Origin of the sequence: Roseivivax jejudonensis (genome assembly GCF_900172265.1) — a bacterium.
In the GTDB taxonomy this organism is placed as follows: Bacteria; Pseudomonadota; Alphaproteobacteria; order Rhodobacterales; family Rhodobacteraceae; genus Roseivivax; species Roseivivax jejudonensis.
Window position 1 is genome coordinate 132,987 of the sequence record NZ_FWFK01000006.1, and the last position, 24,321, is coordinate 157,307.

General features: G+C 70.2%; 24 protein-coding genes. 14 read left to right on the top strand and 10 right to left on the bottom strand.

Annotated features, from left to right (window positions below; genetic code table 11):
• Nucleotides 1-71 precede the first annotated feature (71 nt).
• The 4 genes from ROJ8625_RS16165 to ROJ8625_RS16180 form a co-directional block, all read right to left on the bottom strand.
• Complete coding sequence (locus ROJ8625_RS16165; protein ID WP_085792962.1) at nucleotides 72-1,283, bottom strand: Bug family tripartite tricarboxylate transporter substrate binding protein; 1,212 nt, start codon at nucleotides 1,281-1,283, stop codon at nucleotides 72-74.
• Nucleotides 1,284-1,371: 88 nt separating this feature from the next.
• A complete protein-coding gene (locus tag ROJ8625_RS16170) occupies nucleotides 1,372-1,968 on the bottom strand; it encodes a cupin domain-containing protein (protein ID WP_085792963.1) in 597 nt (198 codons plus the stop codon).
• 10 nt (nucleotides 1,969-1,978) lie between these two features.
• The gene (locus tag ROJ8625_RS16175; RefSeq protein ID WP_085792964.1) at nucleotides 1,979-2,557 is read right to left on the bottom strand and encodes a cupin domain-containing protein; all 579 of its coding nucleotides are present in this window, start codon (nucleotides 2,555-2,557) and stop codon (nucleotides 1,979-1,981) included.
• A gap of 93 nt (nucleotides 2,558-2,650) precedes the next feature.
• Nucleotides 2,651-3,514: an NAD(P)-dependent oxidoreductase gene (locus ROJ8625_RS16180; protein WP_085792965.1), complete on the bottom strand. Its 864-nt coding sequence runs from the start codon at nucleotides 3,512-3,514 to the stop codon at nucleotides 2,651-2,653.
• A 247-nt stretch (nucleotides 3,515-3,761) separates the two neighbouring features.
• Here ROJ8625_RS16180 and ROJ8625_RS16185 point away from each other — a divergent pair, with 247 nt between their 5' ends.
• The 7 genes from ROJ8625_RS16185 to ROJ8625_RS16215 are packed head-to-tail and all read left to right on the top strand — an operon-like array spanning nucleotide 3,762 to nucleotide 10,100.
• Nucleotides 3,762-5,276, top strand: a complete 1,515-nt coding sequence (locus tag ROJ8625_RS16185) for a tripartite tricarboxylate transporter permease (protein ID WP_085792966.1) — start codon at nucleotides 3,762-3,764, stop codon at nucleotides 5,274-5,276.
• A complete protein-coding gene (locus ROJ8625_RS16190; RefSeq protein WP_085792967.1) occupies nucleotides 5,266-5,733 on the top strand; it encodes a tripartite tricarboxylate transporter TctB family protein in 468 nt (155 codons plus the stop codon). The genes ROJ8625_RS16185 and ROJ8625_RS16190 overlap by 11 nt, the downstream gene beginning before the upstream one ends.
• Nucleotides 5,734-5,740: 7 nt before the next feature.
• On the top strand, nucleotides 5,741-6,832 hold the full coding sequence (locus ROJ8625_RS16195; protein ID WP_085792968.1) for an ornithine cyclodeaminase family protein: 1,092 nt from the start codon (nucleotides 5,741-5,743) through the stop codon (nucleotides 6,830-6,832).
• A gap of 23 nt (nucleotides 6,833-6,855) precedes the next feature.
• The gene (locus ROJ8625_RS16200) at nucleotides 6,856-7,845 is read left to right on the top strand and encodes a substrate-binding domain-containing protein (protein ID WP_085792969.1); all 990 of its coding nucleotides are present in this window, start codon (nucleotides 6,856-6,858) and stop codon (nucleotides 7,843-7,845) included.
• Entirely contained in the window at nucleotides 7,845-8,585 is a 741-nt protein-coding gene (locus ROJ8625_RS16205) for a class II aldolase/adducin family protein (protein WP_085792970.1), read from the top strand. Before ROJ8625_RS16200 ends, ROJ8625_RS16205 begins: the two co-directional genes overlap by 1 nt.
• Before the next feature lies 1 nt (nucleotide 8,586).
• On the top strand, nucleotides 8,587-9,255 hold the full coding sequence (locus ROJ8625_RS16210) for a class II aldolase/adducin family protein (RefSeq protein WP_085792971.1): 669 nt from the start codon (nucleotides 8,587-8,589) through the stop codon (nucleotides 9,253-9,255).
• Complete coding sequence (locus ROJ8625_RS16215; RefSeq protein WP_085792972.1) at nucleotides 9,252-10,100, top strand: shikimate dehydrogenase; 849 nt, start codon at nucleotides 9,252-9,254, stop codon at nucleotides 10,098-10,100. Before ROJ8625_RS16210 ends, ROJ8625_RS16215 begins: the two co-directional genes overlap by 4 nt.
• A 178-nt stretch (nucleotides 10,101-10,278) precedes the next feature.
• On the opposite strand, the gene ROJ8625_RS16220 is transcribed toward ROJ8625_RS16215, so the two are convergent.
• The 6 genes from ROJ8625_RS16220 to ROJ8625_RS16245 are packed head-to-tail and all read right to left on the bottom strand — an operon-like array spanning nucleotide 10,279 to nucleotide 17,435.
• Complete coding sequence (locus ROJ8625_RS16220) at nucleotides 10,279-11,643, bottom strand: FAD-dependent oxidoreductase (protein ID WP_085792973.1); 1,365 nt, start codon at nucleotides 11,641-11,643, stop codon at nucleotides 10,279-10,281.
• Complete coding sequence (locus ROJ8625_RS16225; protein WP_085792974.1) at nucleotides 11,636-12,502, bottom strand: isocitrate lyase/PEP mutase family protein; 867 nt, start codon at nucleotides 12,500-12,502, stop codon at nucleotides 11,636-11,638. Before ROJ8625_RS16225 ends, ROJ8625_RS16220 begins: the two co-directional genes overlap by 8 nt.
• Nucleotides 12,499-13,113: a cysteine hydrolase family protein gene (locus tag ROJ8625_RS16230; protein ID WP_200813326.1), complete on the bottom strand. Its 615-nt coding sequence runs from the start codon at nucleotides 13,111-13,113 to the stop codon at nucleotides 12,499-12,501. Before ROJ8625_RS16230 ends, ROJ8625_RS16225 begins: the two co-directional genes overlap by 4 nt.
• Entirely contained in the window at nucleotides 13,106-15,175 is a 2,070-nt protein-coding gene (locus ROJ8625_RS16235) for a hydantoinase/oxoprolinase family protein (protein ID WP_085792975.1), read from the bottom strand. The genes ROJ8625_RS16230 and ROJ8625_RS16235 overlap by 8 nt, the downstream gene beginning before the upstream one ends.
• Nucleotides 15,172-16,881, bottom strand: a complete 1,710-nt coding sequence (locus ROJ8625_RS16240; protein ID WP_085792976.1) for a hydantoinase B/oxoprolinase family protein — start codon at nucleotides 16,879-16,881, stop codon at nucleotides 15,172-15,174. Before ROJ8625_RS16240 ends, ROJ8625_RS16235 begins: the two co-directional genes overlap by 4 nt.
• A complete protein-coding gene (locus ROJ8625_RS16245) occupies nucleotides 16,878-17,435 on the bottom strand; it encodes a nuclear transport factor 2 family protein (protein WP_085792977.1) in 558 nt (185 codons plus the stop codon). Before ROJ8625_RS16245 ends, ROJ8625_RS16240 begins: the two co-directional genes overlap by 4 nt.
• Before the next feature lie 149 nt (nucleotides 17,436-17,584).
• Here ROJ8625_RS16245 and ROJ8625_RS16250 point away from each other — a divergent pair, with 149 nt between their 5' ends.
• The 7 genes from ROJ8625_RS16250 (at nucleotide 17,585) to ROJ8625_RS16280 (ending at nucleotide 24,321) form a co-directional block, all read left to right on the top strand.
• Nucleotides 17,585-18,409, top strand: coding sequence for a GntR family transcriptional regulator (locus ROJ8625_RS16250; protein ID WP_085792978.1), 825 nt, complete (start codon nucleotides 17,585-17,587; stop codon nucleotides 18,407-18,409).
• Nucleotides 18,406-19,803 carry a 3-isopropylmalate dehydratase large subunit gene (gene leuC, locus ROJ8625_RS16255; protein ID WP_085792979.1) on the top strand — a complete coding sequence of 466 codons (1,398 nt, stop codon included), beginning with the start codon at nucleotides 18,406-18,408 and terminating at the stop codon, nucleotides 19,801-19,803. Before ROJ8625_RS16250 ends, leuC begins: the two co-directional genes overlap by 4 nt.
• A complete protein-coding gene (gene leuD / locus ROJ8625_RS16260; RefSeq protein ID WP_085792980.1) occupies nucleotides 19,803-20,408 on the top strand; it encodes a 3-isopropylmalate dehydratase small subunit in 606 nt (201 codons plus the stop codon). The genes leuC and leuD overlap by 1 nt, the downstream gene beginning before the upstream one ends.
• Before the next feature lie 188 nt (nucleotides 20,409-20,596).
• Complete coding sequence (gene dctP / locus ROJ8625_RS16265; RefSeq protein WP_085792981.1) at nucleotides 20,597-21,613, top strand: TRAP transporter substrate-binding protein DctP; 1,017 nt, start codon at nucleotides 20,597-20,599, stop codon at nucleotides 21,611-21,613.
• Nucleotides 21,614-21,676: 63 nt separating this feature from the next.
• Nucleotides 21,677-22,183: a TRAP transporter small permease gene (locus tag ROJ8625_RS16270; RefSeq protein ID WP_085792982.1), complete on the top strand. Its 507-nt coding sequence runs from the start codon at nucleotides 21,677-21,679 to the stop codon at nucleotides 22,181-22,183.
• On the top strand, nucleotides 22,183-23,490 hold the full coding sequence (locus ROJ8625_RS16275) for a TRAP transporter large permease (protein WP_085792983.1): 1,308 nt from the start codon (nucleotides 22,183-22,185) through the stop codon (nucleotides 23,488-23,490). Before ROJ8625_RS16270 ends, ROJ8625_RS16275 begins: the two co-directional genes overlap by 1 nt.
• 78 nt (nucleotides 23,491-23,568) lie before the next feature.
• Entirely contained in the window at nucleotides 23,569-24,321 is a 753-nt protein-coding gene (locus ROJ8625_RS16280; RefSeq protein ID WP_085792984.1) for a helix-turn-helix transcriptional regulator, read from the top strand.

Below are 24,321 nucleotides of genomic sequence, written 5' to 3' on the forward strand. Positions count from 1 at the left end.
GGCACCCCGCCGAACGCAAACCGGCGCCCCCTGCGGAGGGCGCCGGGTCGGACGGCCTCTCGGGCGCCGCCTCAATTGCTCGTGCAGGCCATGACCTTGGGTTCGTTGGCCTCGTGGTTGGGGTCGTACTCGATGTCGCAGACCATCCCGACCGCGAGCGCGTCGCGGGTGGCGCCTTCGCCGTCGATGGTCAGCTCGGTGCGCGAGCCCGACACCTCGGCCACGATCTCTTCGTCGCCCGACATGAAGCCGACCGCCTTGTTGCCGTCCTCGAGCGACAGGATCTCGGAGGTCGCCTTGATCGTCGGCACCTCGACATTGAGCGCCGACGAGATGATCTGCACCGTCTCGGGGCTCTGCTGCAGCGCGGCCTGCACGCTCTCGGCCACCTCGTCGCCCCGCGCGGCCTCGATCGGCAGGCCCAGCTTCTCGGCCTCGGCGAGGAACTCGGGATCCTCCATCACCGCCATGTAGGCGTCGCGCAGGTCTTCCACACGCTCGGGCGGGGTGCCCGGAGGCGCGGCGGTCAGGCGGCCGAGGTTGGACATCGCGTCGATCAGGTTGACGATCGAGCGGGCCTTGTCGGTCGAGGCGTAGTCGATCGCCTTGGGCTCCGCGTCGCCGCCGATGGCGACGGCGAGAAAGCCGTTGCCGGCGTCGATGAAGGGCTGCAGCGACGACAGCGAGCCGACCTGGCCCACGACCTCGCCGCGCATCATCGCCATCTCGCCCTCGTTGCCCTGGTAGCCGGGGATGAGGTCGACGTTGAGCTCGAGCCCGTCCGACAGCATCCGCGTCTCGGTGAACGAGGCCGACCCGACGCCCGAGGCGGCAAACAGCACCGTCTCCTCGGAGGCCATCAGGTCCTCGAAGCTGGAGAAGCCGCTGTTTTCCGACAGCACGATCACGCGCGGATCCGCCGCCGCCTTGCCGATCCACTCGAATTCGTCGAGATCGAACTGGATGCCCTGCCGCTGCAGGATCTGCGCGTAGATGAGCCCGGTGTTGAACGTGCCGATCGTCAGGCCGTCGGCATCGGCGGCATAGAGCGAATTGGCCCCGATGATGTGGCCCGCTCCGGGAAGGTTCTTGAACACCACGCTGTCGACGCCAAGCGCGTCCTCGAGGTAGCGCCCGATCAGCCGGCCATAGGCATCGTAGTTGCCGCCCGGGTTGGTCGCGATGATGTAGGTGAGCGTCTTGCCCGCGTAGAAGTCGTCCTGCGCCGCGGCGGGCAGGGCGGTCGTGGCGGCGAGGGCCGCCACCGCTAGGGTCCGTTTCATTGGGGTTTCCTCCTCCCTGTGATCGCGGCGGCGCCGGCGCGCTCCTTGCTCCTCCGGGCCGGTCTCCGCCGCGTGTGCGTCCCCCGCGTCACTCGTCCGCGGGGGGAACCCAGACGTCCTCGAAGCCCTCGGCCGGTTCGAGCTGGTCGAACCAGTCGAGGCCGATCGCCTTCATCACCCGGCTGTTGCAGACGATGACGCGGGCTTCGATGTCGGACGTGTTGAACCGCTTGTGCGCGACGTAGGGCGGCACGTAGATGAAATCGCCCGGGCCCCAGTCAAAGCGCTTTGGCGTGGTGTCCCACGTCCATTCGAAGGCGACCTTGCATTCGAACTGCACGTCGTAGTGCAGGTCGTAGCCGGTTCCCTCGATGACGAAGGCGATCTCTTCGGACAGGTGGCGCGAGGTGCCGGTGGCCTTGGCCGCCTCGATGAACTGCATGTAGATGTCGATGCAGCATTCCTTGGTGTCCATCTGCTCGTTGATGACGTGCTTGATGAGCCCGTCGGCCGAGCGCTCCATCGGCATCTGGTCGTGCTTCACGACGTTCAGGCGGTTGTCGTAGTCCTTGCGGAACTGCTGGCTCGCCTTCAGCGCGTCGTTGTAGAAGCTGACCTCGGGGCCCTGCGACTTGGCGCGCTGGCGTTCGATCACGTCGGCGAAGGTGGTCGGATCCATGCTCATTGCGTCCTCCTCACAGGCTGGCAGGCGGGGTGTAGTCCTCGTGACCCGGCACCGGGTCCTCGGGCGGGAACTCCACCATTTTCTGAAAGATCATGTGCATGAAGAGGAACAGCGGCTTGGCCTTGAGCACGAGCACGAAGGTCTCGTCGTCGCTGTCGTTCAGGTGCTGGTGCACGCAGGCGTTTTCGACGATCAGCGCGTCGCCGGCCTCCCACGGGAGCTTGCGCCCGTCGTGGATATCGTGGCCGTGGCCCTTGAGCACGAAGAACACCGCCGAGTTCATGTGGCCGTGGATCTGGCCGTAGCCGTGCGGCGCGAAGGCATCCACGTGGGCCTCGATCGACTGCGCGATCCGGTTGGCCTGCGGGTTGATGACCTTCTTGCCGAAGTTGTGGGGGCCGCCCTTCCACTTCATGTCCGAGGTGCGGTAGACGCGCGGCTGGTTGTAGAGCTCTTCCTTGAGCTGGCCGTAGGTGCCTTCGAGCGCGCGCACGAAGGTGCGCTTCTTCGTCCAGCGTTCCCAAACGACCTTTTCGCGCTTGTCGCTGTTGTGGCCGACGCCGCCGTCGGTTTCGGAGGTCTCTGACATCCGCTCTCCTCCCTGAGTGGCTTGCGCCCGAAGCCTACAGAGCCGCGGGCTTTCCCGTCAACGGCACGCCGTTTCATATAGCGGAACCGGCCGCTACTCCGCAGTGACCTCGCGGAGGCTGCGCACGGCGATCGGCAGGCCGAGGTACTCGGCCTCGTCCTCGTGCAGCAATTCGCGCACCCGGTCGGGGCCCAGCCGCTTGACCAGCTGGTCGACCGCGCCGAAGAGCGGCAGCGCGAGCCCGGCCTGCTGGCTGAGGTCGAGCGCCACGTCCATGTCCTTTTGATGCCAGGTGAAGCGCGAGGTGTCCCAGCGTTCGAGCGTGGTGTTCCGCGCCGGGCATTTCAGCAGCGTCTCGCGCATGGCCTGGGCGTCGATGCCGCAGGACTTGGCGAGCGCCAGCACCTCGTAGTTCGCCACGCAGGCGGCCCAGTGCATCATGTTGTTGCAGGTCTTGCCGAGCTGGCCCGAGCCCGACGGCCCGAGATGCTCGACACTGCGCGAATAGGCCGACAGCACCGGCTCGGCCTTTTCCACGTCCGCCGCCGCGCCGCCGCAGAGGCTGATGAGATCGCCGGCCTTCGCGCCCTGCAGCCCGTAGCAGACCGGCGCGTCGACGAAGCCGACGCCGGCCTCGGCGCAGTGTTCGGCCAGCGCGATCATCGTCTTGGGATGGTTCGTCGCGGCCACGGCGATGACGCTGCCGGCGGTCTGGCCGGCGGCGATCAGCGCCTCGACCACCGCACGGCTCTGGGCGTCGGTCGCCACGACGACGATCACCACCTCGGCGCGTCCGGCGATGTCGGCGAGATCGCCGACCGGCACCACGCCCTGTTCGCGCGCCGCATCGAGCGCATCGGCATCGGTGTCGTAGCCGATCACGTCGTGGCCCGCCCGGACGACATGGCCCGCCATCGCCGCGCCCATCGCCCCCAGTCCGACAAATCCGACCTGCATCGCGTCTCTCCTCCCAAGTGTCGCCGCGCCCGGATCGGGGCGCCGCCCGATAGGACGGCCCGGACGCCCGGGCGGGCAACCGCGACGGATGCTATATTCCGCATGAAGGAACGGCGGTCCACATTGGTTTGCCCCGGCGGCAATCCCTCCCCTACGCTTCGACGATGCGTGGCGCCGGGGAGGGCGGCGCGCACCCCGCCGGATCCGCGCCGAACCAGACGCGCCGGCGGGCTGGGAGGAGAACCACATGGACTTCGCGGCGATTTTCGGCCCGCTGCTGCACATCCTGACGACGCCCTACCTCTTGGGGCTGATCGTCCTCGCCATTCCGATCGGCATGTTCTTCGGGGCGGTGCCGGGGCTTGGCGGCAAGCTCGGGATCGTTCTGCTCATTCCGTTCGTCTTCGGGATGGACCCGCTCGCGGGCGCGGTGTTCCTTCTGGCGATGCACGCGGTCGTGCATACCGGCGGGTCGGTGCCGTCGATCCTGTTCGGGGTGCCGGGCACCGGCCCCGACGCCGCGACGATCGTCGACGGCTACCCGATGGCGCAGCGCGGCGAGGCCGGCCGCGCGCTCGGGGCCTCGCTGGGCGCGTCGGGCTTCGGCGGGGTGATCGGGGCGCTGTTCCTCGCGATGATGCTGCCGGTCCTGCGGCCGGTCGTGCTGTCGTTCAGCCCGGCGGAGTTCTTCCTGCTCGCGCTGTTCGGCATCACCTTCATCGCGATGCTGTCGGGGCGCTCGCTGATCAAGGGGATCGCCGTCGGCTTTCTCGGCATCCTCGTGTCGCTCGTGGGGCTCGATCCGCATACCGGCTCGCAGCGCTTCACCTTCGATCAGCTGTTCCTGTGGGAGGGCGTGAGCGTCGTCGCCGCGGTGCTGGGGCTCTTCGCGATCCCCGAAATGCTGGCGCTCGGGGTGAAGGGCGGCTCGATCTCCGAAGTCGAGGGCAAGGCCCACCGCTACGACATCCGGCAGGTGATCGAGGGCATCTTCGACGTCTTCCGCAACTGGTGGCTCAGCATCCGCACCGCGATCCTCGGCGCCGCGATCGGCGCGATCCCGGGGCTCGGCGGCGACGCGGCGTCGTGGCTCTGCTACGGCCACGCCGTCCAGAGCTCCAAGAACCCCGAAAACTTCGGCAAGGGCGACGTGCGCGGGGTGATCGCGCCCGAGACCGCCAACAACTCCAAGGAGGGCGGGTCGCTGCTGCCGACGCTGTTCTTCGGGGTGCCGGGATCGTCGGGCATGGCGATCCTGATCGGCGCGTTCGTGATGCTGGGCATCCAGCCCGGCCCGCACATCGCGCTCACCGGGATGGACCTCGTGTGGTCGCTGATCTGGGCGCTCGCGCTGGCGAACTTCCTGTCGATCTTCGTCTTCCTGGCGATGGCGCCGATGTTCTCGCTCCTGGTCTACGTGCGCGGCGCGCTGCTGATCCCGTTCGTGCTCGTGCTCGCGTTCCTCGGTGCCTACCTGTCCGAGGCCGCGTGGCAGAACATGGTCATGCTCGTGGGCATCGGGGTGCTGGGCTACTTTCTCAAGAAATACGGCTGGCCGCGCCCGCCCTTCGTGATCGGCCTCGTCCTCGGGGCGATCGCCGAGGATTCGATCCACAAGGCGCTGGCGATCTGGGGACCGACCTTCTTCCTGCGGCCGCTCAGCCTCGTCTTCATCGCGATGATCCTTCTGACCATCGGGGCCTACATCTGGCGCCAGTACAGCGCCGATCCCGCGAGCAAGGAGGTGCATTATGACATCTAAGGGACGCGTGGCGACCACCGTCGTGATGAGCGGGCTGTTCGGCGGGGCCTGCCTCCTGGCGCTGGCGCTGCCGCAGAAGGCGGCCTTCATGCCGCTGCTGATCGGCGTTCCGGGGCTGCTTCTGTGCCTCGCGCAGCTGGTGATCGACCTGCGCGCGACGGAGCCCGAGCCCGCCCCGCCGCCGGAGCCCGGGGCGGATGCGCGCACGCCCAAGGAGGCGCAGACCGAGCTTCAGGCGTTCGCGTGGCTCTTCGCCTTCGCCGGGGCGCTCCTGGGCTTCGGCTTCATCATCGGCGGGCCGATCCTCGTCGCCGCCTTCGTGCGCTTCTCGAGCGGGGATCGCTGGCGCAACGCGCTGTTCGCCGGGGCGGGGACGTTCCTGGTGATGTGGGGGGTCTTCGTGTGGCTGCTGGAACTGTCACTGTTCCAGGGCCTGATCCTCGAACGCCTGCTGTGAGCGCGCGATGCTGCTGATCGACAACGATGCCGTCCATCGCCTGCTGACGATGGCGGACACGATGGAGGCGCTGGAGACCTCGTACCTGCAGGTGGCGCGGGGGCAGGGAATCTGCCGGCCGCGCATCGACGTGTCGATCCCGACATCGGACCCGGCGCGGGAATACCGCTGGGGCACGATGGAGGGCGGTGCCGCCGGCGGCTATTTCGCGATCCGGATGAAATCGGACATCATCCACTACACCACCGCCGACGACGGCACCCGCACGCAGGAGAAATACTGCCACCAGCCGGGGCTGTTCTGCGGCCTGATCTTCCTGACCGACACCGAGACGGGCCGCCCGCTGGCGCTCATCAACGACGGTGTGCTGCAGCACATGCGTGTGGGCGGCGACGGCGGGCTCGGGGTCAAGCACATGGCGCGCGACGACGCCGCGGTCGTCGGGATGCTCGGGTCCGGCGGGATGGCGGAGACGCACATGCTGTCGTTCTGCCTCGCGCGGAAGATCCGCAAGCTGCAGGTCTATTCGCCGACCCGCGCCAACCGCGAGGCGTTCGGCGCGCGCATGGCCGAGCGCCACGGCATCGAGGTCACCGTCTGCGAGCGGCCCGAGGACATCTATCGCGGCGCCGACATCGTCGCGGCGCTGACCGATGCGGCGGCGCCGGTGCTGAACGGCGACCTGCTGGAGCCCGGAACGCACGTGGTGAACATCGGCGGCGGTGGCCTTCCGGACGCGCGCACGATGGAGCGGGTGGACGTCTACCTGCGCTTCGGCGACGCGCCGCCCGCGCTCGGCCACGAGACGATGGACGACGAATTCCTGACCTGGCGCGTGGCCAATTACGACGGCCCGCCCGGCAAGAAAAAGCGCGCCCACGGCGTGATGCTGCCCGAAAAGCGCGTGCACTTCGCCGATCTCGTGTCGGGCGACGCGCCGGGGCGCACGCGCGACGACCAGATCACGTGGTCCGAGCGCGGCAACCTGCAGGGCGCGCAGTTCCACGCCGTCGCCGGCAAGGTCTACGAGGCCGCGCTGGCCGAGGGGCTGGGCCGCGAGCTTCCCGACGCGTGGTTCCTGCAGACCATCCGAAACTGATCCCTCACCGACGAACGGACACCATGACCCAACTGCCGCTGACCATCGCGACGACCGATTACGACCACTTCCGCGACATCCGGACCGGGGCCGTGGCGCCCGAGGGGATCGACCTCAACTGGCTGCTCCTGGGGCACCACGAGTGCTTTGCCCGGATGACGGCGAACCGCGAGTTCGACCTGTCGGAGATGTCGTTCGCCAAGTTCTCCACGCAGGTGACGCGCAAGGACAGCGACCTGATCGGCCTGCCGGTGATCTGCTCGCGGCTGTTCCGGTTCTCGTCGTTCTATGTGAACCGCAAGGCGGGCATCAAACGGCCCGAGGACCTGATCGGCAAGAGCGTCGGATCGCCCGAATGGGCGCATTCGGCGGCGGTCTGGATCCGCGGCTGGATGCAGAACGACCTCGGCATGGACCTGTCGGGCATTCGCTGGGTGCAGGCCGGCGCGAACGCGCCCGGGCGCGAGGAGAAGGTGGAGCTGAACCTGCCCGACGGCGTGGAGATCACGCGCGTGAAGGACCAGTCTCTGTCGCAGATGCTGGCGTCGGGTGAGCTCGACTGCGCGATCATCGCCCGCCCGCCGACCTGTTTCCTCGAGGATCACCCGGACGTGGAGCGGCTCTATCCCGACTTCGTCGGCATGGAAGAGGACTACTACCGCGACACCGGCATCTGGCCGATCATGCACATCGTCGCGATGAAGAAGGCTGTGCACGACGCGCATCCGTGGGTGGCGCGCAACCTCTTCAACGCGTTCGAGGCGTCGAAGGCGCGCAGCATCGAGCGGCTCCTGGATCCGGCGGTGTCGCGCTATCCGCTGGCGTGGCTGCCGACCTACGGGCGCAAGATGCAGGAGATGTTCGGCAAGGATCCGTTCCCCTTCGGCGTGGAGCCCAACCGCAAGACGTGGGAGGCGATGGGCCTCTACACCTACCAGCAGGGGATCGCCCACCGGCAGTTCACGCCAGACGAGATCTTTCCCGACAGCGTGAACACCAAGGTGATCATCTGATGCCTGCCTCTGCCGGTCCCGTCGCGCCCGAGATCCTTGCCGACATCGCGGCGGCGAGCCGCATCCTCGCCGCGCGCGGCGTGGTCGACGGCTTCGGCCACGTCTCGATGCGCCACCCGGAAGCGTCCGACCGGTTCCTGATGCCGCGCGCGCTCGCGCCCGCGCTGACGGAGCCCGCGGACATCATGGAATTCGACCTCGACTGCGCCGCCTGCGACGGCGACGACCGCAAGGGGTTTCTCGAGCGGTTCATCCACGGCGAGATCTTCCGCGCGCGCCCGGACGTGGGCGCGGTGGTGCATTCGCACTCACCCTCGGTGATCCCGTTCGGGCTCGTCACGGCGCCGATGCAGGCCTGTTTCCACAACGCCGCGTTCCTCGCCGGCGGGGTGCCGGTGTTCGACATCGCCTGCGATCACGGCGACACCGACATGCTGGTGTCGGACAACGCCAAGGGCGTGGCGCTGGCGCGGGCGCTCGGCGACAGGCCGGTGGCGCTGATGCGGGCGCACGGGTCGGTCGCCTGCGGCCCGACGCTGCAGACGGCGGTGTTCCGCGCGGTCTATACCGAGGTGAACGCCCGGGTGCAGCACTGGGCGCTCGCGCTTGCCGGCGACGCCGAGACGCTGGCGAGCCTGTCCGACGAGGAGGGCCGGCTTGCCGACCAGCCGAACCAGACGGCGGGCCGGCGGGCCTGGGACCTCTGGCGGCGAGAAATCCGCGACCAGACGGGATGGTGACATGAGCGACAAGGACGACCTCGCCCTGTGCCTGAGAATGCTCGAGCACCAGGGCATCATCGATTTCAACGGCCACGCCTCGATCCGCTGCGACGCGGGGATGCTCATCAACGTCGGCTCCAGCCAGCGCTCGCGATTGACGGCCGAAGACATCTGCACGATCGACCTCGACGGCACGCTGATCGAGGGGCGCGGCAAGCCGCCGCTGGAGTTTCACCTGCATGCCGGGATCTACCGCGACCGCCCGGACGTGCAGGCCGTGGTGCATGCGCATCCGCAATGGTCGACCTACCTGACGATGACCGGGCACGGCTACCGGCCGGTGTTCGCGCAGGGCACGCTCCTGCACCCGGTCGATACGCTCGACACGCCGGATTCGATCAATTCGCCAGAGATGTCGGCGCGGCTCAACGCGGTGCTGCGCGACCGGCCCGCGGCGCTGATGAAGTCGCACGGCGCGGTGGCCGTGGGCGCCGACATCGTCGAGGCCTTCGTGCTCATCACCTATCTCGAGGAGAACGCGCGCCGGCAGTACATGGCCCAGCAGATCGGCACGCCATACGTGTTCACCGACGCCGAGATCGCGGCGGCGCAGGCGAAGCTGCGCAATCCGGGCCTGTTCCGGCGCACCTGGGACCACTTCGCGGCCAAGCTGGAGGATGCGGCATGAGCGACACCTTCCACCTCGCCGGCGTCATGGGATGGCCGGTCATGCATTCGCGCTCGCCGCTGATGCATGGCCACTGGATGCAGGAGCTCGGGCTGCGCGGGGCCTACGTGCCGCTTGCCGTGCGGCCCGGCACCGTCGAGGCCGCGCTGCGCGGGCTCTGGCCGCTGCGCTTTGCCGGCTGCAACCTGACCATTCCCCACAAGCTCGAGGCGATGGCGGTGGTCGATGAACTCGACCCCGTGGCGGAGAAGATCGGCGCGATCTCTTGCGTCGCGGTGCGCGAGGACGGCAGCCTCTTCGGCACCAACAACGACTGGCTGGGCTTCATGGGCAACCTGCGCCAGAGCGCGCCCGAGTGGCGTGCCGAGGCCGGCCCGGCGGTGGTGATCGGCGCCGGCGGCGGGGCGCGCGCGGTCTGTCACGGGCTGGCCGATGTGGGCGTGTCCGAGATCCGGCTGGTCAACCGCACCCGCGAGCGGGCCGAGACGCTGGTCGCCGATCTTGGCGGGCCGATCCGCGTCGTCGACTGGGCGGAGCGGGGCGCGGCGCTGAACGGGGCGGCGCTGATCGTGAACACCACGAGCTGCGGGATGGCCGGCCAGCCGCCGCTCGACCTGCCGCTCGACGAGGTGGCCGAGGGCGCGATCGGTGCGGACATCGTCTACACGCCGCTGGAAACGCCGTTCCTCGAGGCGCTGCGCGCGCGGGGGCACACGGTCGTCGGCGGGCTCGGCATGCTGCTGCACCAGGGCCCGCCCGCGTGGAAGCTGTGGTTCGGGCTGGAGCCCGAGGTCACCCCGGCGCTGAAGGACAAGATGATCGCGGACCTGACGCGGCCGGCCTGAGCGCTCGGGTCACCGCCGTGCCGACCGCAGGGCAGAGGCAGACAGCTGGGCTGGTGGCGCGGCAGATTTCGATGTTCGCACCGATTTCTCGGCAGAGCCGGACAGCCGGGCTGGCCGCCCTGCGGAGCCGGACCACCGCGCCGACGGCGCGGCGACGTCCACCCACCGCGCGTTGGGGTCAGACCGCGGCGGCGCCGGCCGCCCGGCCGAGGACCACCGCGGCGAGCAGGCCGTTGCCCGAGAGGTAGCCGCTGTCGCCCGCGCCCGACACGCCGCAGGCGGCGCCGCCCGCGGCGAAGAGGTTGGGAAAGGGCCTTCCGTCCGTCGCGCGCACCCGGCCGGTGCCGTCGGTCTCGAGCCCGCCCTGCGTATGAAAGAGCGCGCCGGTCACGCGCACGCCGCAATAGGGCGGCGCGAGGCGCTGGCCGGACCAGCGGCGACCGAACGCGTCGGTGCCGTCGGCGGGAATGTCGGCCAGCGCGCCCGACAGCGCCTCCGCCGGCAGGTCGAGCGCCTCGGCCAGCTCGGAGAGCGTGTCGGCGGTGCGGATCGCGCCCTGCGCCTCGGCATTGCGAAAATCCTCGAACTGGCGGGCGATGCCGGCGATGCGGTCGTCGAAGACGGTGACGGCGGTGCCGCCGGGCTGGGCGAGCACGACGCGGGCGGCCTCGGAATAGCCCTGGCTCTCGTCCCAGAAGCGGTGGCCGTCGCGGTTCACCTGCACGCCGCCCTCGCCGATCGTGGCCCAGGTGACGAGGATGCCGTGCGGATGCGCGACGTTGCCGTGGCCCTGGTAGGCGCCGAGATGGCGCGTCGCCGCCCCGAGCGCCTCGCCCCACGCCACCGCCTCGCCGCGGTTGCCGTCATGGCCGAACCAGACCGCGCCGTCGATGTCGGGCATGTGCCGCGCCACCATATCGCGGTTGCCGCCGAAGCCGTTGCAGGCCAGCACGAGCTTGTCGCAGCCGACCGTCTCGGTCCCGCCGTCGGGGCGGGTGAGCGCGGCGCCGGTCACGCGCGGGCCGTCGTGGAACAGCGTCTCGACCCGGCGCTCGCAGATCACGTCGATGCCCGCGCCCTCGACCGTGGCGCGCAGACGGTCGATCAGCTCGCGCCCCGCGCGGGAGGGCAGGCCGTGCATCCGCCGGCGCGAATGGCCGGGATAGTCGAAATCGGTGACGACCGAGAAGGGCAGGCCGAAACCGTCGGCCAGCCACTCGATCGCCGGGCCCGCGCCCTCGGCCAGCGCGGCGACGAGCGCGGGGTCGTTCTCGTCCTTGGCCTTGCGCTGGATGTCGGCGGCAAAGCGGGCGGGATCGTCGTCGATGCCGGCGTCGCGCTGGAACCGTGTCCCGGCGGCGGGGATCAGCCCGGCCGACAGCGCCGTGGAGCCCTGCGGCACCGGGTCGGCCTCGACCACCAGCACCTCCTGCCCGGCCTCGGCGGCCGCCAGCGCCGCGACCATGCCGCAAGCGCCGCCGCCGACGATCAGCGTGCCGACCGACAGGTCGAACGCGTCCGGCGTGAGCGCGAGGTCAGCCATCCTCGCCGTCCCATTTCGCGCCCTCGGCCAGCATCGCGTCGGTGCCGATGACCGCGTTCAGCCCGCCGAAATCGAACATCCGGTCGGAGAACGGGCGGTTGGAGCCGTGGGCGTGCAGGCTGGCGTAGTAGTCCTGCGCGGTTTTCGCGAGCGCACGCACGATCCCGCCGGGAAAGATCACGATGGAAAAGCCCATCGCCTCGAGGTCGGAGGCCGACGAGATCGGCGTCGCGCCGCCCTCGACCATGTTGGCCAGGAGCGGCAGGCGATGGCCGAAGGTCCGGGCCACGCGGGCCATCTCCTCGCCCGAGCGTGGCGCCTCGATGAACAGGGCGTCGGCGCCGGCGGCGATGTAGGCCTCGGCGCGGGCGAAGGCGGCGTCGATCCCCTCGACCGCGATGGCGTCGGTACGCGCGATGATGAGCGTCTCGTCGCTGGCGCGCGCATCGGCCATCGCGGCGATCTTTCCGGCCATCTCGGCCTCGGGGATCAGCGACTTGTCCGACAGATGCCCGCAGCGCTTGGGGTAGGTCTGGTCCTCGACCTGCAACGCGGCGGCGCCGGCGCGTTCGTACATCCGCATCGTGCGCTGCGCGTTCAACGCGTTGCCGAAGCCGGTATCGGCGTCGATGATGACGGGCAGCGACACGCGGTCGGCGATGAGGGCCATCGTGTCGGCCATCTCGGTGGCGCTGGTGAGCCCGATATCGGGGCGGCCGAGCCGGGTATAGGCGACCGCCGCGCCCGAGAGGTAGAGTGCCTCGAAGCCGGCCTCGGCGGCAAGCGCGGCGGTCAGGCCGTCATAGACCCCGGGCGCGACGAGGATCGGGGCGCGGGCGAGCCGCGCGCGCAGGCTCATCGTCCGCCCTCCAGCGCGGCCACCGCCTCGGCGCAGGTCATCTGCGCGCCGAGCGAGCCGAGTGACGTGAGCGTCGCGTCGTGCACCTCCGCCCGGAAGGCGGCGCACCCGTCCGACAGGAGCACCGTGTCGATGTCGCGCAGGTGCGCGTCGCGCACTGTCGAGGCGACGCCGCCGTTGGTGACGATGCCGCCGATGATGAGCGTGTCGATCCCGAGCTTGCGCAGCAGGAATTCCAGCCGCGTCTGGTAGAAGGCGGAATAGGCCACCTTCTCGATCGTGTAGTCGGCGGGCGCGAGTGCATCGACGAGCGCGTGGCCGAAGCCGCCGGGCGCGAAGTCGCCGGGCCCGAGGAAAGGCCGCAGCGCCTGCAGGTGCGGCGAGATCAGCGGCGTGCCGTCGGGCCGCGGGACCAGCGTGAACTGCGCCGAGAGGTAGGCGCCGCCCGCCGCGCGCATCGCGTCGCGCACCGGCCGGATTCGGTCGGGCAGCGCGGCGATGGCATCGGCCCGCTGGTCGGCGCGCCCGTAGGCGCCCTCGGGGTGCAGGAAGTCGTTCTGCAGATCGATGGTCAGGAGCGCCGTGCGCGCGGGGTCGATGGTGTCAGCCATGGCCGTCCTTCCGCGTGATGATCGTGTTGCCGTGCGGATCGACGCGGCCCGAGAGGCCCGGTTCGATCAGCACCGTGGTGTCCGCCTGTTCGAGGATCGCGGGCCCGTCGATCACCGCGTCCACCGGCAGGGCGAGCCTGTCGTAGAGCGCGGTGTCGTGCCAGGCGTCGCCGAAATGCACGCGGCGATGGCCGCGCAGCGCGGCCTCGACCGTGCCACCTGCGGGCGCGAGCGTCGCGAGGTCGAATTTCGGGCGCTTGCCGATCACCGCCGAGCGCAGGTTCATCACCCGCCGCGTTCCCGACGGCAGGAGCCGGCCGTAGGCCGCGTGGTAGGCGGTGTCGAACGCCTCTGCCACCGCCGCGCGGCTCGGCGCGGCGACGCGGCCATCGGTGACCGTGACCGGCAGCGGCACGGCGACGGTATGGGTCTGCCCGACATAGGCCATGTCGAGCTCGAACAGGGTTTCGCGCGCCTCGAACCGGGTCTCGGTCGCCTCGAGCATGCGGGTCCCGGTATCGACGTGATCCTGCATGAAGGCGGCCAGCGCATCGGTGTCGAGCGCGTCCACCGTGGCGTTCACGGTCTGCACGAAGTCCTGCCGCATGTCGGCGATGACGCATCCCATCGCGCTTGTGACGCCGGGATAGCGCGGCACGATGGCCCGGCCGATCCCGACTTCGGCCAGCATCGCGCCGGCGTGGAGCGCGCCGCCGCCGCCGAAGGGCATGAAGGCGAAGCGCTTGGGGTCGAACCCGCGCTCGATCGACACGAGGCGGATCGCCCCGGCCATGCGGGAATTGGCGACGCGCAGGATCGCCTCGGCCGCCGCGACGGTCGAGAGGCCGAGCTTTTCGCCGACATGGGTGTCGATGGCGCGTTCGGCCGCCGCGACGTCGAGCCGGTCGAGCTTGCCGCCGATGGGGTTGTCGGGGTCGATCCGGCCGAGCACCACGTTGGCGTCGGTCACCGTGGGGCGGTCGTTGCACTGGCCGTAGGCGACCGGACCGGGAGTGGAGCCCGCGCTTTCGGGCCCGATGTTGAGAAGCCCGCCCTTGTCGACCCAGGCGATCGAGCCGCCGCCGGCGCCGATCGTGGTGATCTCGATCATCGGCGTCCGCACGACCATGCCGAAATCGATGGCGGTCTGTGGCGCCAGCATCGAGCGCCCGCCGGCGATCAGCGACACGTCGAAGCTGGTGCCGCCCATGTCGCCGGTGATGACGTCCGGAAACCCGGCCTCGCCGGCGATGTAGGCGGCGGCGATCACGCCCGCGGCCGGCCCCGACAGCGCCGTGCGGACGGGCAGGCGGCACGCGGTGTCGACGCCCATCACGCCGCCGTTCGACTGCACGATCATGAACTCCGCGCCGAAGCCGCCGTCGCGCAGGGCCGCGTCGAGCCGGTCGAGATAGCCCGACACCTCGGGCTGCAGATAGGCGTTGAGCGCGGTGGTCGAGAAGCGTTCAAACTCGCGGATCTCGGGCAGGATCTCGGACGAGGCCGACACGTGGGCATTGGGCCAGAAGGCGCGCAGCGCCTCGACCGCGCGGGCCTCGTTCTCGGGGTTGGCGTAGGCGTGGGCAAAGAGCACCGCCACCGCGTCGCAGCCCGCGTCGCGCAGCGCCTCGCCCGCCGCGCGCACCGCGTCGAGGTCGACCGGCACGCGGATCGTGCCGTCGGCCAGCGTGCGCTCGGGCACCTCGCGGCGCAGGTCGCGCGGCACGATGGGCTCGAAATCGCCGCGCAGGCCCCAGGTGCGGGGGCGGTCGCGGCGGCGCATCTCGAGCACGTCGCGCAGGCCCTCGGTTGTGATGACGCCGATCCGCGCGCCCTTGCGCTCCAGCAGGGCGTTGGTGCCCGCCGTGGTGCCGTGGATCACCGCCGAGAGGGTCGAGAGGTCGTCGACCTCGCGCCGGATCCCTTCGAGAAAGCCGCCGGACTGGTCGGGCCGCGTGGTGGGCACCTTGGCCACGCGGGCGGTGCCGGTGCCCTCGTCGAGAAAGAAGACATCGGTGAACGTGCCGCCCACGTCGACGCCGATCATGCGCTTGCCGGTCATGCGCGGCCCTCCGTCCAGCCGTAGAGCCTCTCGGCCTCGTCCGCGGTCAGAAGCCCGCGCGCCACGTCGCGGGCGATGGCGGCCGGGTCACGGTCGGCGGCGGGGCCGTAGCCGCCTCCGCCCGGCGTTTCGAGCCGCACCGCCTGCCCCTGCCGGAGCTGGATGCCGCGCATCTTGGATACCATCGGCGGGCGGGCCCAGCCGTCATCGGTCTCGAAGGAAAACCGGTTGGTCGCGGCGTCGCCGCCCCCGGCGATGCCCTTGGGCGGATGCTTGCCGCGCTCGCCGAAGAGGAACACCTCGGCGCCCATCTCCTCGAGCACCTCGATCTCGTAGATCGCGCCGAGCCCGCCGCGATGCGCGCCCGCGCCGCCCGAGCCCGGGCGCAGCGCCCAGTGGCGGAACATGACCGGGTACGCGGCCTCGAGGATCTCCATCGGCGGGATCGTCGCGGTCGAGATCGGCGCCGAGCCGTGGTTGAGCCCGTCGGACTCGGCCGAGCCGCCGTGCCCGCCACCGTAGAACGAGAACATCACCCACGGCGTGCCGTCGCGTCGCCGCCCGGCGATGGAGAGCGCGTTGATCGTGCCGTAGGCGTTGGCGACCACGCGGTCGGGCGCGGCCTGCGCGGCGGCGGCGAAGATCACGTCGATCATCCGCAGGATCGTCTCTGTGTAGCCGCCGACCGGCGCCGGAAACTCGGCCGACAAAAGCGAGCCCTCAGGGATCTTCACGTCGATCGGGCGCATCACCCCGGCATTGGCGGGCAGCATCGGAAAGACGTGCTTGATCGCGACGTAGGCGGTGGCCACCGCCGTCGGCAGCGCGATGTTCACCGGGCCCTGGCAGCGCGGGGCGGTGCCCGCGAAGTCGAGCGTCATGCGGTCGCCGGCGATCTCGAGCGCGACGCGGATCGGCAGCGCCTCGTCGGTGATGCCGTCGTTGTCGAGGAAATCCTCGGCCTCCCACCGCCCGTCGGGCAGGGCCTTGAGTTCCTCGCGCATCAGCGTCTCGGCCCGGGCCGACAGCGCGTCGAGCGCCGCCGCCACCGTGCCCGCGCCGTATTCGTCGAGCAGCGCGTCCATCCGGCGGATCCCGAGGTCGAGCGCGCCGAGCTGGCCGTTGAGATCGCCCTCGGCCGATTGCGGCAGGCGGGTGTTGCGCAGAAGGATGTCGAGGATCCCGCGGTCGATCTCTCCGGCGCGGGCGAGCTTGACCGGCGGCAGCACGAAGGCCTCCTGGAAGGCGTCCTTGGCGGCGGGGTTGTAGTTGCCCGGCGCGCCGCCGCCGAGGTCGTGCCAGTGCCCGACCGAGGCGAGCCAGCAGAACAGCTCGCCGTCGCGGAAACAGGGGCGCACAAGCCGCATGTCGTTGAGATGCGTGCCACCCAGATGCGCGTCGTTGAAGATCCAGATATCGCCGTCCTGCGGCGTTTCGCCGGTCTCGGCCAGCTTGTCGATCACCGCGCGCACGGCGAAGGACATGACGCCGACGAAGATCGGCAGGCCGGACTTGCCCTGCACCAGCGTATCGCCCGTCTCCGCGTGGTAGAGCCCGTGCGAGGCGTCGTGCGCCTCGGCGATGATCGGGTTGAAGGCCGAGCGGAACAGCGTCGCGTCCATCTCGTCGGCGATCTGCTCCATCCGGCCGGCGAGGACGGCGAGCGTGATCGGGTCGATCTCGGCCGGTGGGGGCGTATCGTTCATGGGCGCATCTCCGCGATGTCGTTCCAGACGTCCTGCCGGGTGATCCGGCCGCCGGTCAGCTCGAACCGGTCGATGAAGCGGATGCCGGAGAAGGGCGCGCCGTCGGGCCATTCGCCCGACAGCGTGCCGCGGGCATAGACCACCGCCGGACCGGGGGTCGGGCAGGTCTCGATCGCCTCGTAGGTCTTGGCGATCCGGGCGTAGCGCGGGCGCGACCACGCGATCAGCTCTTCCAGCGTCGTCATCGGGCCGGTGCCCGGAAAGGTCATGGTGAAGCCCTCGCCCAGATGGGCGCGTGCGGCGTCCAGATCGCGCGCCTCCATCGCATCGAGATAGGCGCGGACGGTTTCGGCCGGGTCGGGCAGGGCGGGCGCGCCGGTCCGCTGCGTCCGGCCGCGCATGTACTGCGCCGGGCGGCGTTCGTGAATCATCACCGTCACCGCCTCGGGGTCTGCCGGCACGACGAGGCGAACAGCGTCGGTGAGCGCGGCGCCCATACGGGTCAGCGCGGCGTCGTCGTAGCCTTCGAGGAGGTGCAGTTCGATCACCGGCATGGGCCGCCTCCCTCGGTCGTGCAGCGTAAATCTGTATTTTTCTTAATACAGGATCGGTCGTGAGAAAAGAACAAACCTGTGACCGATCAATGAGACAAATTTCTTGCGTTCGGCGGACGAGCCGTTACCGTTCGGGTCAAGGAGGCGTCATGCGCGACCATGTGCGACCCAGTCAGACGGCCCGTCAGCCGGAGGGAGGCAAGGCCCGCCGCGTCTACCTCGTGCTGCGCGACGACATCGTGTCGGGGCTGCGCGCGAACGGCTCGCTCCTGCCCGGAGAGCAGCGGCTGGCGGAGACCTTCGCGGTCAGCCGCGTGACCGTGCGCCGTGCGCTCGACGCGCTCGAGGGTGACGGGCTGATCGAGCGGCGCGCCGGCAGCGGCACGCGGGTCTGCGCCGCCCCCGACGGCGCCGCGATGGCCGCCGACATGACGACGCTGATCCCGCAGCTGGTGGCGATGGGCCGGCATTCGGCGCGGCTCCTGTCGTTTTCCTACGGCGCGGCGCCCGACGCGGTGGCGCGCGCGATGGGCCTCGACCCGGGCGCGCGGGTGCAGACGGCGGTGCGCGTGCGGCTGGCCGAGGGCGAGCCGTTCTCGCACCTGACCACGCACGTGCCCGAGGACATCGCCAGCAACTATTCCGAGGCCGACCTCGCCGGCACGCCGCTCTACCAGCTTCTCGAACGCTCGGGCGTGCGGGTCGACGCCGCCGAACAGAGCATCAGCGCGGCGCTCGCCGCGCCCGACGTGGCCGAGGCGCTGGACGTGGCGACCGGCGCGGCGCTGTTGTCAATCCGGCGGGTGGTGCGCGACGCCGCCGGGCGCGGGGTCGAACATCTCTCGGCGCTCTACCGGCCGGACCGGTTCCGGCTCGAGATGGCGCTGACCCGCGTGGGCGAGGGCGGCGCGCGCCACTGGGAGCCGGTCGTCGGCGACGGCGCGGGCGATGGCGGCGGGGAGGGCGAGGCATGAGCCGCACGCTTCTCGACAAGCTGTGGGACGCGCACGAGATCCGGGTGGACGACGACGGCACCTCCCTGCTGTGGGTCGACCGCCACCTCGTGCACGAGGGCTCGCACCACGCCTTTGCCAAGCTCGCAGAGCGCGGGATGCCGGTGGCGCGGCCCGAGCTGACCTTCGCGGTGGCCGACCATTATGCCCCGACGCGCGGGCGCGAGGCGGTCGCCGATCCGGCCATCGCCAAGATGCTCGAGCGGCTGGAGCGGAACACCGCCGCGCACGGCATCGCGCTCTTCGGTCTGCGCGACCCGCGGCAGGGCATCGTGCACGTTCTCGGGCCGGAACAGGGCCTGACCCTGCCCGGTCTGCTCGTCACCTGCGGCGACAGCCACACCTCGACCCACGGCGCGTTCGGCGCGCTGGCCTTCGGCATCGGCGCGACGCAGGTGGCGCATGTCCTCGCGACGCAGACGATCTGGCAGCGGCGGCCGAAAGCCATGCGGATCCGCGTGGAGGGCGCGCTCGGCCCCGGGGTCACCGCCAAGGACATCGCGCTGCACTGGATCGCGCGGCTCGGCACCTCGGGCGCGACGGGGCACGCGGTCGAATACGCCGGGTCGGCGGTGCGGGCGCTGTCGATGGAAGGGCGGATGACGCTGTGCAACCTGTCGATCGAGGGCGGCGCCCGGTTCGGACTGATCGCGCCCGACGACACGACGCTGGCCTACGTGGCCGACCGGCCCTTCGCGCCCCGCGGTGCGGAGTTCGAGGCCGCGCGTGCCGACTGGGCCGGGCTAGCGAGCGACGCGGATGCGCGGTTCGACCGCGAGGTGGAGATCGACGCGGCCGAGATCGCGCCGACGGTCACCTGGGGCACGACGCCCGAGCAGGCGCTGCCGATCACCGGGCGCATCCCCGACCCCGGGGCGCTCGACGGCGGACGGGCCGAGGCGGCGCGCGCCGCGCTCGACTACATGGGCCTGACGCCGGGCGCGCCGCTCGAGGAGATCGCGGTCGACCGGGTGTTCCTCGGCTCGTGCACCAACGCGCGGATCGAGGATCTGCGCGCCGCCGCCGCGATCCTGAAGGGCCGCCACGCGCGGGTGCCGGGCATCGTGTCGCCGGGCTCCATGCTGGTGCGCGCGCAGGCCGAGGCGGAAGGGCTCGACCGGGTGTTCACCGATGCCGGGCTCGAATGGGTCGGGGCCGGCTGTTCGATGTGCGTGGGCATGAACGGCGACACCGTCGCCCCGGGCGAGCGCTGCGCGTCCTCGACGAACCGCAACTTCCGCGGCCGGCAGGGCAAGGGCGCGCGCACGCACCTGATGTCGCCGGTGATGGTTGCCGCGGCGGCGGTGACCGGCCGGCTCACCGACGCGCGGACGCTGATGGAGGAGCGGGCCTGATGGCGGGGTGGCAGCGGCACGAGGGCGAGGCGGTCGCGCTGCCGCGCGCCGACATCGACACCGACCAGCTGATCCCGGCGCGGTTCATGTCCGCGAGCCGCGCGGAAGGCTACGGCGGGTTCCTCTTTGCCGACCTGCGCGAGGACGCCGCGGACTTCCCGCTCGACCGTCACCCGGAGGCGAGCGTGCTGGTCGCGGGCCCCAATTTCGGCTGCGGCTCCTCGCGCGAGGCGGCGGTCTACGCGCTGGTGGACGCGGGGTTCCGCGTGGTTGTGGCCGAAAGCTTCGCCGACATCTTCGCCGGCAACGCCGTGAACAACGGGCTGCTTCCGGCGCGGGTGGCGGAGGCCGGCGCGATCCTCGACGCGCTCGGCTCCGGCACGGCGCCGGCGCGGATCGACCTCGAGACCGCGACGCTCGAGATCGCGGGCGCGCGCCACGCGATCGAGTTGCCGGACATCTGGCGCCGCAAGCTGGTGAACGGCTGGGACGACATCGACCTGACCCGCGCGCACGAGGACGAGATCGCCGCCTTTGCCCGCGCCCGGCGCGACGCCGCGCCGTGGACATGGCCCGCGAGAGACGGGTCCCGCGACCGGGCCTGAGCGGCCCCGGACTCGAACGAGACCGTCGGCACACGGCGGCACGACCCGGCCGGCACGTCCGGCGCACTGACGGCCGGACAGACCGGCGAAACGAACAGCCGGGGCATCCGGCGACAAGACCGACAGGCCGGGGCATCCGGCGACAGGACCACGCCGGCGCAACCGGCGACAGGACAAGGAGAAACGGTATGAAGATGACGTTCATCGGTGGCACGGCGGCGGGCATGCTGACGCTGGCCGGGACCGCGTCGGCGCAGGACACGCTCACCGCGGTCCACGCCTTTCCCGAAAGCCTGATCTACACGCAGAGCTTTCTCGAGTTCGTCGACAAGGTGAACGAGCGCGGCGAGGGCGTGATCGAGATCAACGTGCGCGGCGGCCCAGAGGCGATCGGCATGTTCCAGCAGCCCGACGCGGTGCGCAACGGCGTCGTGGACATGGTCTACACGCCGGGTTCGTTCTACGCCGGCAGCCTGCCCGAGAAGGATGCGCTGGTCGCGTCGAACCTCACCGCGATCGAAACGCGCGAGAACGGCGGGATCGAGCTGATCGACCAGATCCACCAGGAGAAGATGGGGGTGAAGTATCTCGGCTGGTTCGACAGCGGCGTGTGCTACAACCTCTGGACCCGCAACGAGCCCGAGCTGGACGAGGGCGGCAACCTCGACGTCTCGGGCCTGAAGCTGCGGGGCAACGCCGTCTACAACGCGTTCTTCACCGAATACCTCGGCGCGCAGGTGATCGACCTGCCGACCACCGATGTCTACTCGGCGCTCGAGCGCGGCGTGGTGGACGCGACCGGCTGGACCCAGATCGGCCTGATCGACCTGAAGTGGAACGAGTTCCTCAACTACCGGATCGAGCCGTGCTTCTTCTCGACCGACCTCGGCGTGATCGTGAACCTCGATACCTGGGAGGGGCTGAGCGAAGAGGCGCAGACGATCCTGCAAGAGGTCGCGATAGAACACGAGCAGAGCTCGGTCGAGGCGCTGCGCACCAAGCGCGACGAGGATTTCGCCGCGCTCGAGGAGCAGGGCATGGAGGTCGTCACGCTCGAGGGTGAGGCCGCCGCCGACTACCTCGCCGCGGCGCGCGAGAAGACATGGGAGCGCATGCAGGGCCTCATGGAGGAACAGCCCGGCGGGACGGAGAACTACGATCGCCTGATCGAGCTGTTCTACGACCCTGCGGCGGATCCGCAGTAACGGCCCCCGGCGGCGGCCCGTCCCCCGGGGGCCGTCGCCCACCCCCAATCGAGAGGCTTCGCGATGCACACGCTCCGGCGCGCCTATGACGGGTTCGTCACGCTCATGGCCATCGTGGCGGGCGCGATGCTCGTCTGGCTCATGGTGTCGATCGTGATCTCGGTGACGATGCGCAACGCCGGGGTGCAGCCCTGGGCGTGGCTGTTCACCTCGTCGGAATACGCGCTTCTCTACATGACGATGCTGGGCGCGCCGTGGCTTGTGCGGGAAAAGGGCCACGTGCATATCGAGCTGGTGACCGCCGCACTGCCGCCCGCGACGCAGGCGGTGGTCAGCCGCGCCGTCGCGGCGGCCTGCGTGCTGGTGTCGGTCATCCTCGCATGGAAGGGGGCGGAGCTCGTGGCGACCAACATCGCGCGGAGCGATTACGACGTGCGGGCCTACTTCACCCCGAAATGGATCCTGACCATCGCCTTTCCGATCAGCTTCACGCTGATGGCGGTGGAGTTCGCGCGGTTCGTCTTCGGGCCGGAGCTGATGCATTCGGGCGAGGCGGGGCTGCACGAATGATGGAATGGTACGGCGCGCTCGGCCTTCTTCTGGGCTCGATCATGGTGCTGATGGCGACCGGTATGCCGGTCGCGCTGGCCTTTCTCGCCGCCAACATCCTCGGGGCGTGGGTGTTCATGGGCGGCGGTGCGGGCCTCACACAGCTTCTCAACAACGGCTTCGGCGCGCTGACGAGCTTCGCGCTCGTGCCGATCCCGCTGTTTTTGCTGATGGGCGAGCTGTTCTTCTTCACCGGGCTGGGCACGCGGATGTTCACCGCGATCGACCGGCTGCTCGGGCGGGTGCCGGGGCGGCTGAGCTACGTCACGGTGATCGGCGGCACGGGCTTCTCCACGCTCTCGGGCTCGTCGATGGGGTCCACCGCTCTGCTCGGGTCGCTGATGGTGCCCGAGATGAACGCTCGCGGTTACAAGAAGCACATGTCGATCGGCCCGATCCTCGGGACCGGCGGGCTCGCCATCATCATTCCGCCCTCGGCGCTCGCGGTGCTGCTGGCGACGCTGGCGCGGATCGACGTGGGCGCGCTCCTGATCGCGGGGGTGGTGCCGGGGCTGATCCTCGCCGGGCTCTACCTGCTGACCATCTGGGTGCAGGTGCGGATCGATCCCGAGGCCGCTCCGGCCTACGAGGTGCCGGCGATGTCGCTGGGCGAAAAGCTCGGGCTGGTGCTGCGCGACGTGGTGCCGATGCTGTCGATCATGGTGCTGACGGTGGCCGGCATGATCGGCGGGATCTTCACCCCGTCCGAGGCGGCGGCGTTCGGCGCGCTCGGCGTGCTGATCCTCGCGGGGATCTACGGCGGCATCAGCGTCGAGTCGCTTCGCAACTCGATCGTCGGCGCGCTCAAGGTCACGCTGATGGCCTACCTGATCGTCTTCGGGTCGGCGACCTTCAGCCAGCTCATGGCGTTTTCGGGTGCCTCCAGCGGGCTGGTGGACTGGGCGACGGGCTTCGCGCTGTCGCCGGTGACGATGCTTCTCGTGATGTTCGGGGTGCTGCTGGTCCTCGGCATGTTCATGGAGCAGATTTCGATCATGCTGCTGACGGTGCCGATCTTCTTTCCGCTGGCGACCGACCTGGGCTTCGATCCGGTGTGGTTCGGGCTGGTCATGCTGCTCGCGCTCGAGATCAGCTTTACCACGCCGCCCTTCGGGCTGCTGCTGTTCGTGATGAAGGGCGTGGCGCCGCCCGACACGACGATGCGCGACATCTACACCGCCGCTTTTCCGTTCATCGGCTGCTCGCTCCTGCTGGTCGTGCTGCTCATCCTGGTGCCAGAGCTCGCCCTGTGGTTGCCCGGGCGATAGCCGGTGCTCGCGCCGTAGCGTCCGACTCGACTTCGCCCGCCGCCGCTCGCAATATGGCCGGCGGGGGGACGAATTATCGTGACGACGACACGGTTTGCGCAGCTGGTCATTGATACGGCCGACATCCTCGCGAGCGCGGGGCCGGGCGAGGATCGCTGGTGGGCGATCAACCATGTCGCGCAGCTGATCGGCGCGAACGCGGTCAATGCCGGCGCCTTCCAGCGCAGCACGAAGGAGATCGCGTGGATCCGCAGCTCGATGGATCCGCTGTGGCTCGAGGAATACGAGCAGGCGGAGTTCTTCGAGGTCGATCCGCTGCTGCATGCGGCGATGACGGGCAACGCGCCGCCCTATTACGCGATGGCCGATCACGAACGGAGCGGGGCCGTTACCGGAAAACTGCGCGATCTGCACAACGCGATGATGGGTTACGGCTACAACTTCATGATCGCGCACACATGGTTCGACGGCGACGCGGGCAAGTGCCTCGCGATGAGCTGCCGCGACGACCCGCAGCACATGTTCGGCCCGGGCACGGCGCGGGCGTTCTCGGCCGTCTCCGCGATGATGGCGGCGAGCCTCGTCGCGCCGGGGGACGAGCTGCACGAGGGCTGGGCCTACGGGCTCGGCTGGCAGCGCCTGCTGCCGCAGGAGCGCGACGTGCTGTCCCACATCGCCAACGGGCTGCCGGAATACCTCATCGCCGAGACGATGAAGGTGACCGAGTTCGAGGTCTGGCGGCTGATCCGCAGCGCGTCGCTGAAGATGAAGGCCGACACCAAGGAACAGGCGCTGGCGCTCGCCATCCGGCGGGGGCAGGTCACGCCGTAG

What these genes read in the sequence shown, in the direction of transcription:
- ROJ8625_RS16165 (WP_085792962.1), bottom strand. Translation starts at nt 1,283, where the DNA reads ATGAAACGGACCCTAGCGGTGGCGGCCCTCGCCGCCACGACCGCCCTG.
- ROJ8625_RS16170 (WP_085792963.1), bottom strand. Translation starts at nt 1,968, where the DNA reads ATGAGCATGGATCCGACCACCTTCGCCGACGTGATCGAACGCCAGCGC.
- ROJ8625_RS16175 (WP_085792964.1), bottom strand. Translation starts at nt 2,557, where the DNA reads ATGTCAGAGACCTCCGAAACCGACGGCGGCGTCGGCCACAACAGCGAC.
- ROJ8625_RS16180 (WP_085792965.1), bottom strand. Translation starts at nt 3,514, where the DNA reads ATGCAGGTCGGATTTGTCGGACTGGGGGCGATGGGCGCGGCGATGGCG.
- ROJ8625_RS16185 (WP_085792966.1), top strand. Translation starts at nt 3,762, where the DNA reads ATGGACTTCGCGGCGATTTTCGGCCCGCTGCTGCACATCCTGACGACG.
- ROJ8625_RS16190 (WP_085792967.1), top strand. Translation starts at nt 5,266, where the DNA reads ATGACATCTAAGGGACGCGTGGCGACCACCGTCGTGATGAGCGGGCTG.
- ROJ8625_RS16195 (WP_085792968.1), top strand. Translation starts at nt 5,741, where the DNA reads ATGCTGCTGATCGACAACGATGCCGTCCATCGCCTGCTGACGATGGCG.
- ROJ8625_RS16200 (WP_085792969.1), top strand. Translation starts at nt 6,856, where the DNA reads ATGACCCAACTGCCGCTGACCATCGCGACGACCGATTACGACCACTTC.
- ROJ8625_RS16205 (WP_085792970.1), top strand. Translation starts at nt 7,845, where the DNA reads ATGCCTGCCTCTGCCGGTCCCGTCGCGCCCGAGATCCTTGCCGACATC.
- ROJ8625_RS16210 (WP_085792971.1), top strand. Translation starts at nt 8,587, where the DNA reads ATGAGCGACAAGGACGACCTCGCCCTGTGCCTGAGAATGCTCGAGCAC.
- ROJ8625_RS16215 (WP_085792972.1), top strand. Translation starts at nt 9,252, where the DNA reads ATGAGCGACACCTTCCACCTCGCCGGCGTCATGGGATGGCCGGTCATG.
- ROJ8625_RS16220 (WP_085792973.1), bottom strand. Translation starts at nt 11,643, where the DNA reads ATGGCTGACCTCGCGCTCACGCCGGACGCGTTCGACCTGTCGGTCGGC.
- ROJ8625_RS16225 (WP_085792974.1), bottom strand. Translation starts at nt 12,502, where the DNA reads ATGAGCCTGCGCGCGCGGCTCGCCCGCGCCCCGATCCTCGTCGCGCCC.
- ROJ8625_RS16230 (WP_200813326.1), bottom strand. Translation starts at nt 13,113, where the DNA reads ATGGCTGACACCATCGACCCCGCGCGCACGGCGCTCCTGACCATCGAT.
- ROJ8625_RS16235 (WP_085792975.1), bottom strand. Translation starts at nt 15,175, where the DNA reads ATGACCGGCAAGCGCATGATCGGCGTCGACGTGGGCGGCACGTTCACC.
- ROJ8625_RS16240 (WP_085792976.1), bottom strand. Translation starts at nt 16,881, where the DNA reads ATGAACGATACGCCCCCACCGGCCGAGATCGACCCGATCACGCTCGCC.
- ROJ8625_RS16245 (WP_085792977.1), bottom strand. Translation starts at nt 17,435, where the DNA reads ATGCCGGTGATCGAACTGCACCTCCTCGAAGGCTACGACGACGCCGCG.
- ROJ8625_RS16250 (WP_085792978.1), top strand. Translation starts at nt 17,585, where the DNA reads ATGCGCGACCATGTGCGACCCAGTCAGACGGCCCGTCAGCCGGAGGGA.
- leuC (WP_085792979.1), top strand. Translation starts at nt 18,406, where the DNA reads ATGAGCCGCACGCTTCTCGACAAGCTGTGGGACGCGCACGAGATCCGG.
- leuD (WP_085792980.1), top strand. Translation starts at nt 19,803, where the DNA reads ATGGCGGGGTGGCAGCGGCACGAGGGCGAGGCGGTCGCGCTGCCGCGC.
- dctP (WP_085792981.1), top strand. Translation starts at nt 20,597, where the DNA reads ATGAAGATGACGTTCATCGGTGGCACGGCGGCGGGCATGCTGACGCTG.
- ROJ8625_RS16270 (WP_085792982.1), top strand. Translation starts at nt 21,677, where the DNA reads ATGCACACGCTCCGGCGCGCCTATGACGGGTTCGTCACGCTCATGGCC.
- ROJ8625_RS16275 (WP_085792983.1), top strand. Translation starts at nt 22,183, where the DNA reads ATGGAATGGTACGGCGCGCTCGGCCTTCTTCTGGGCTCGATCATGGTG.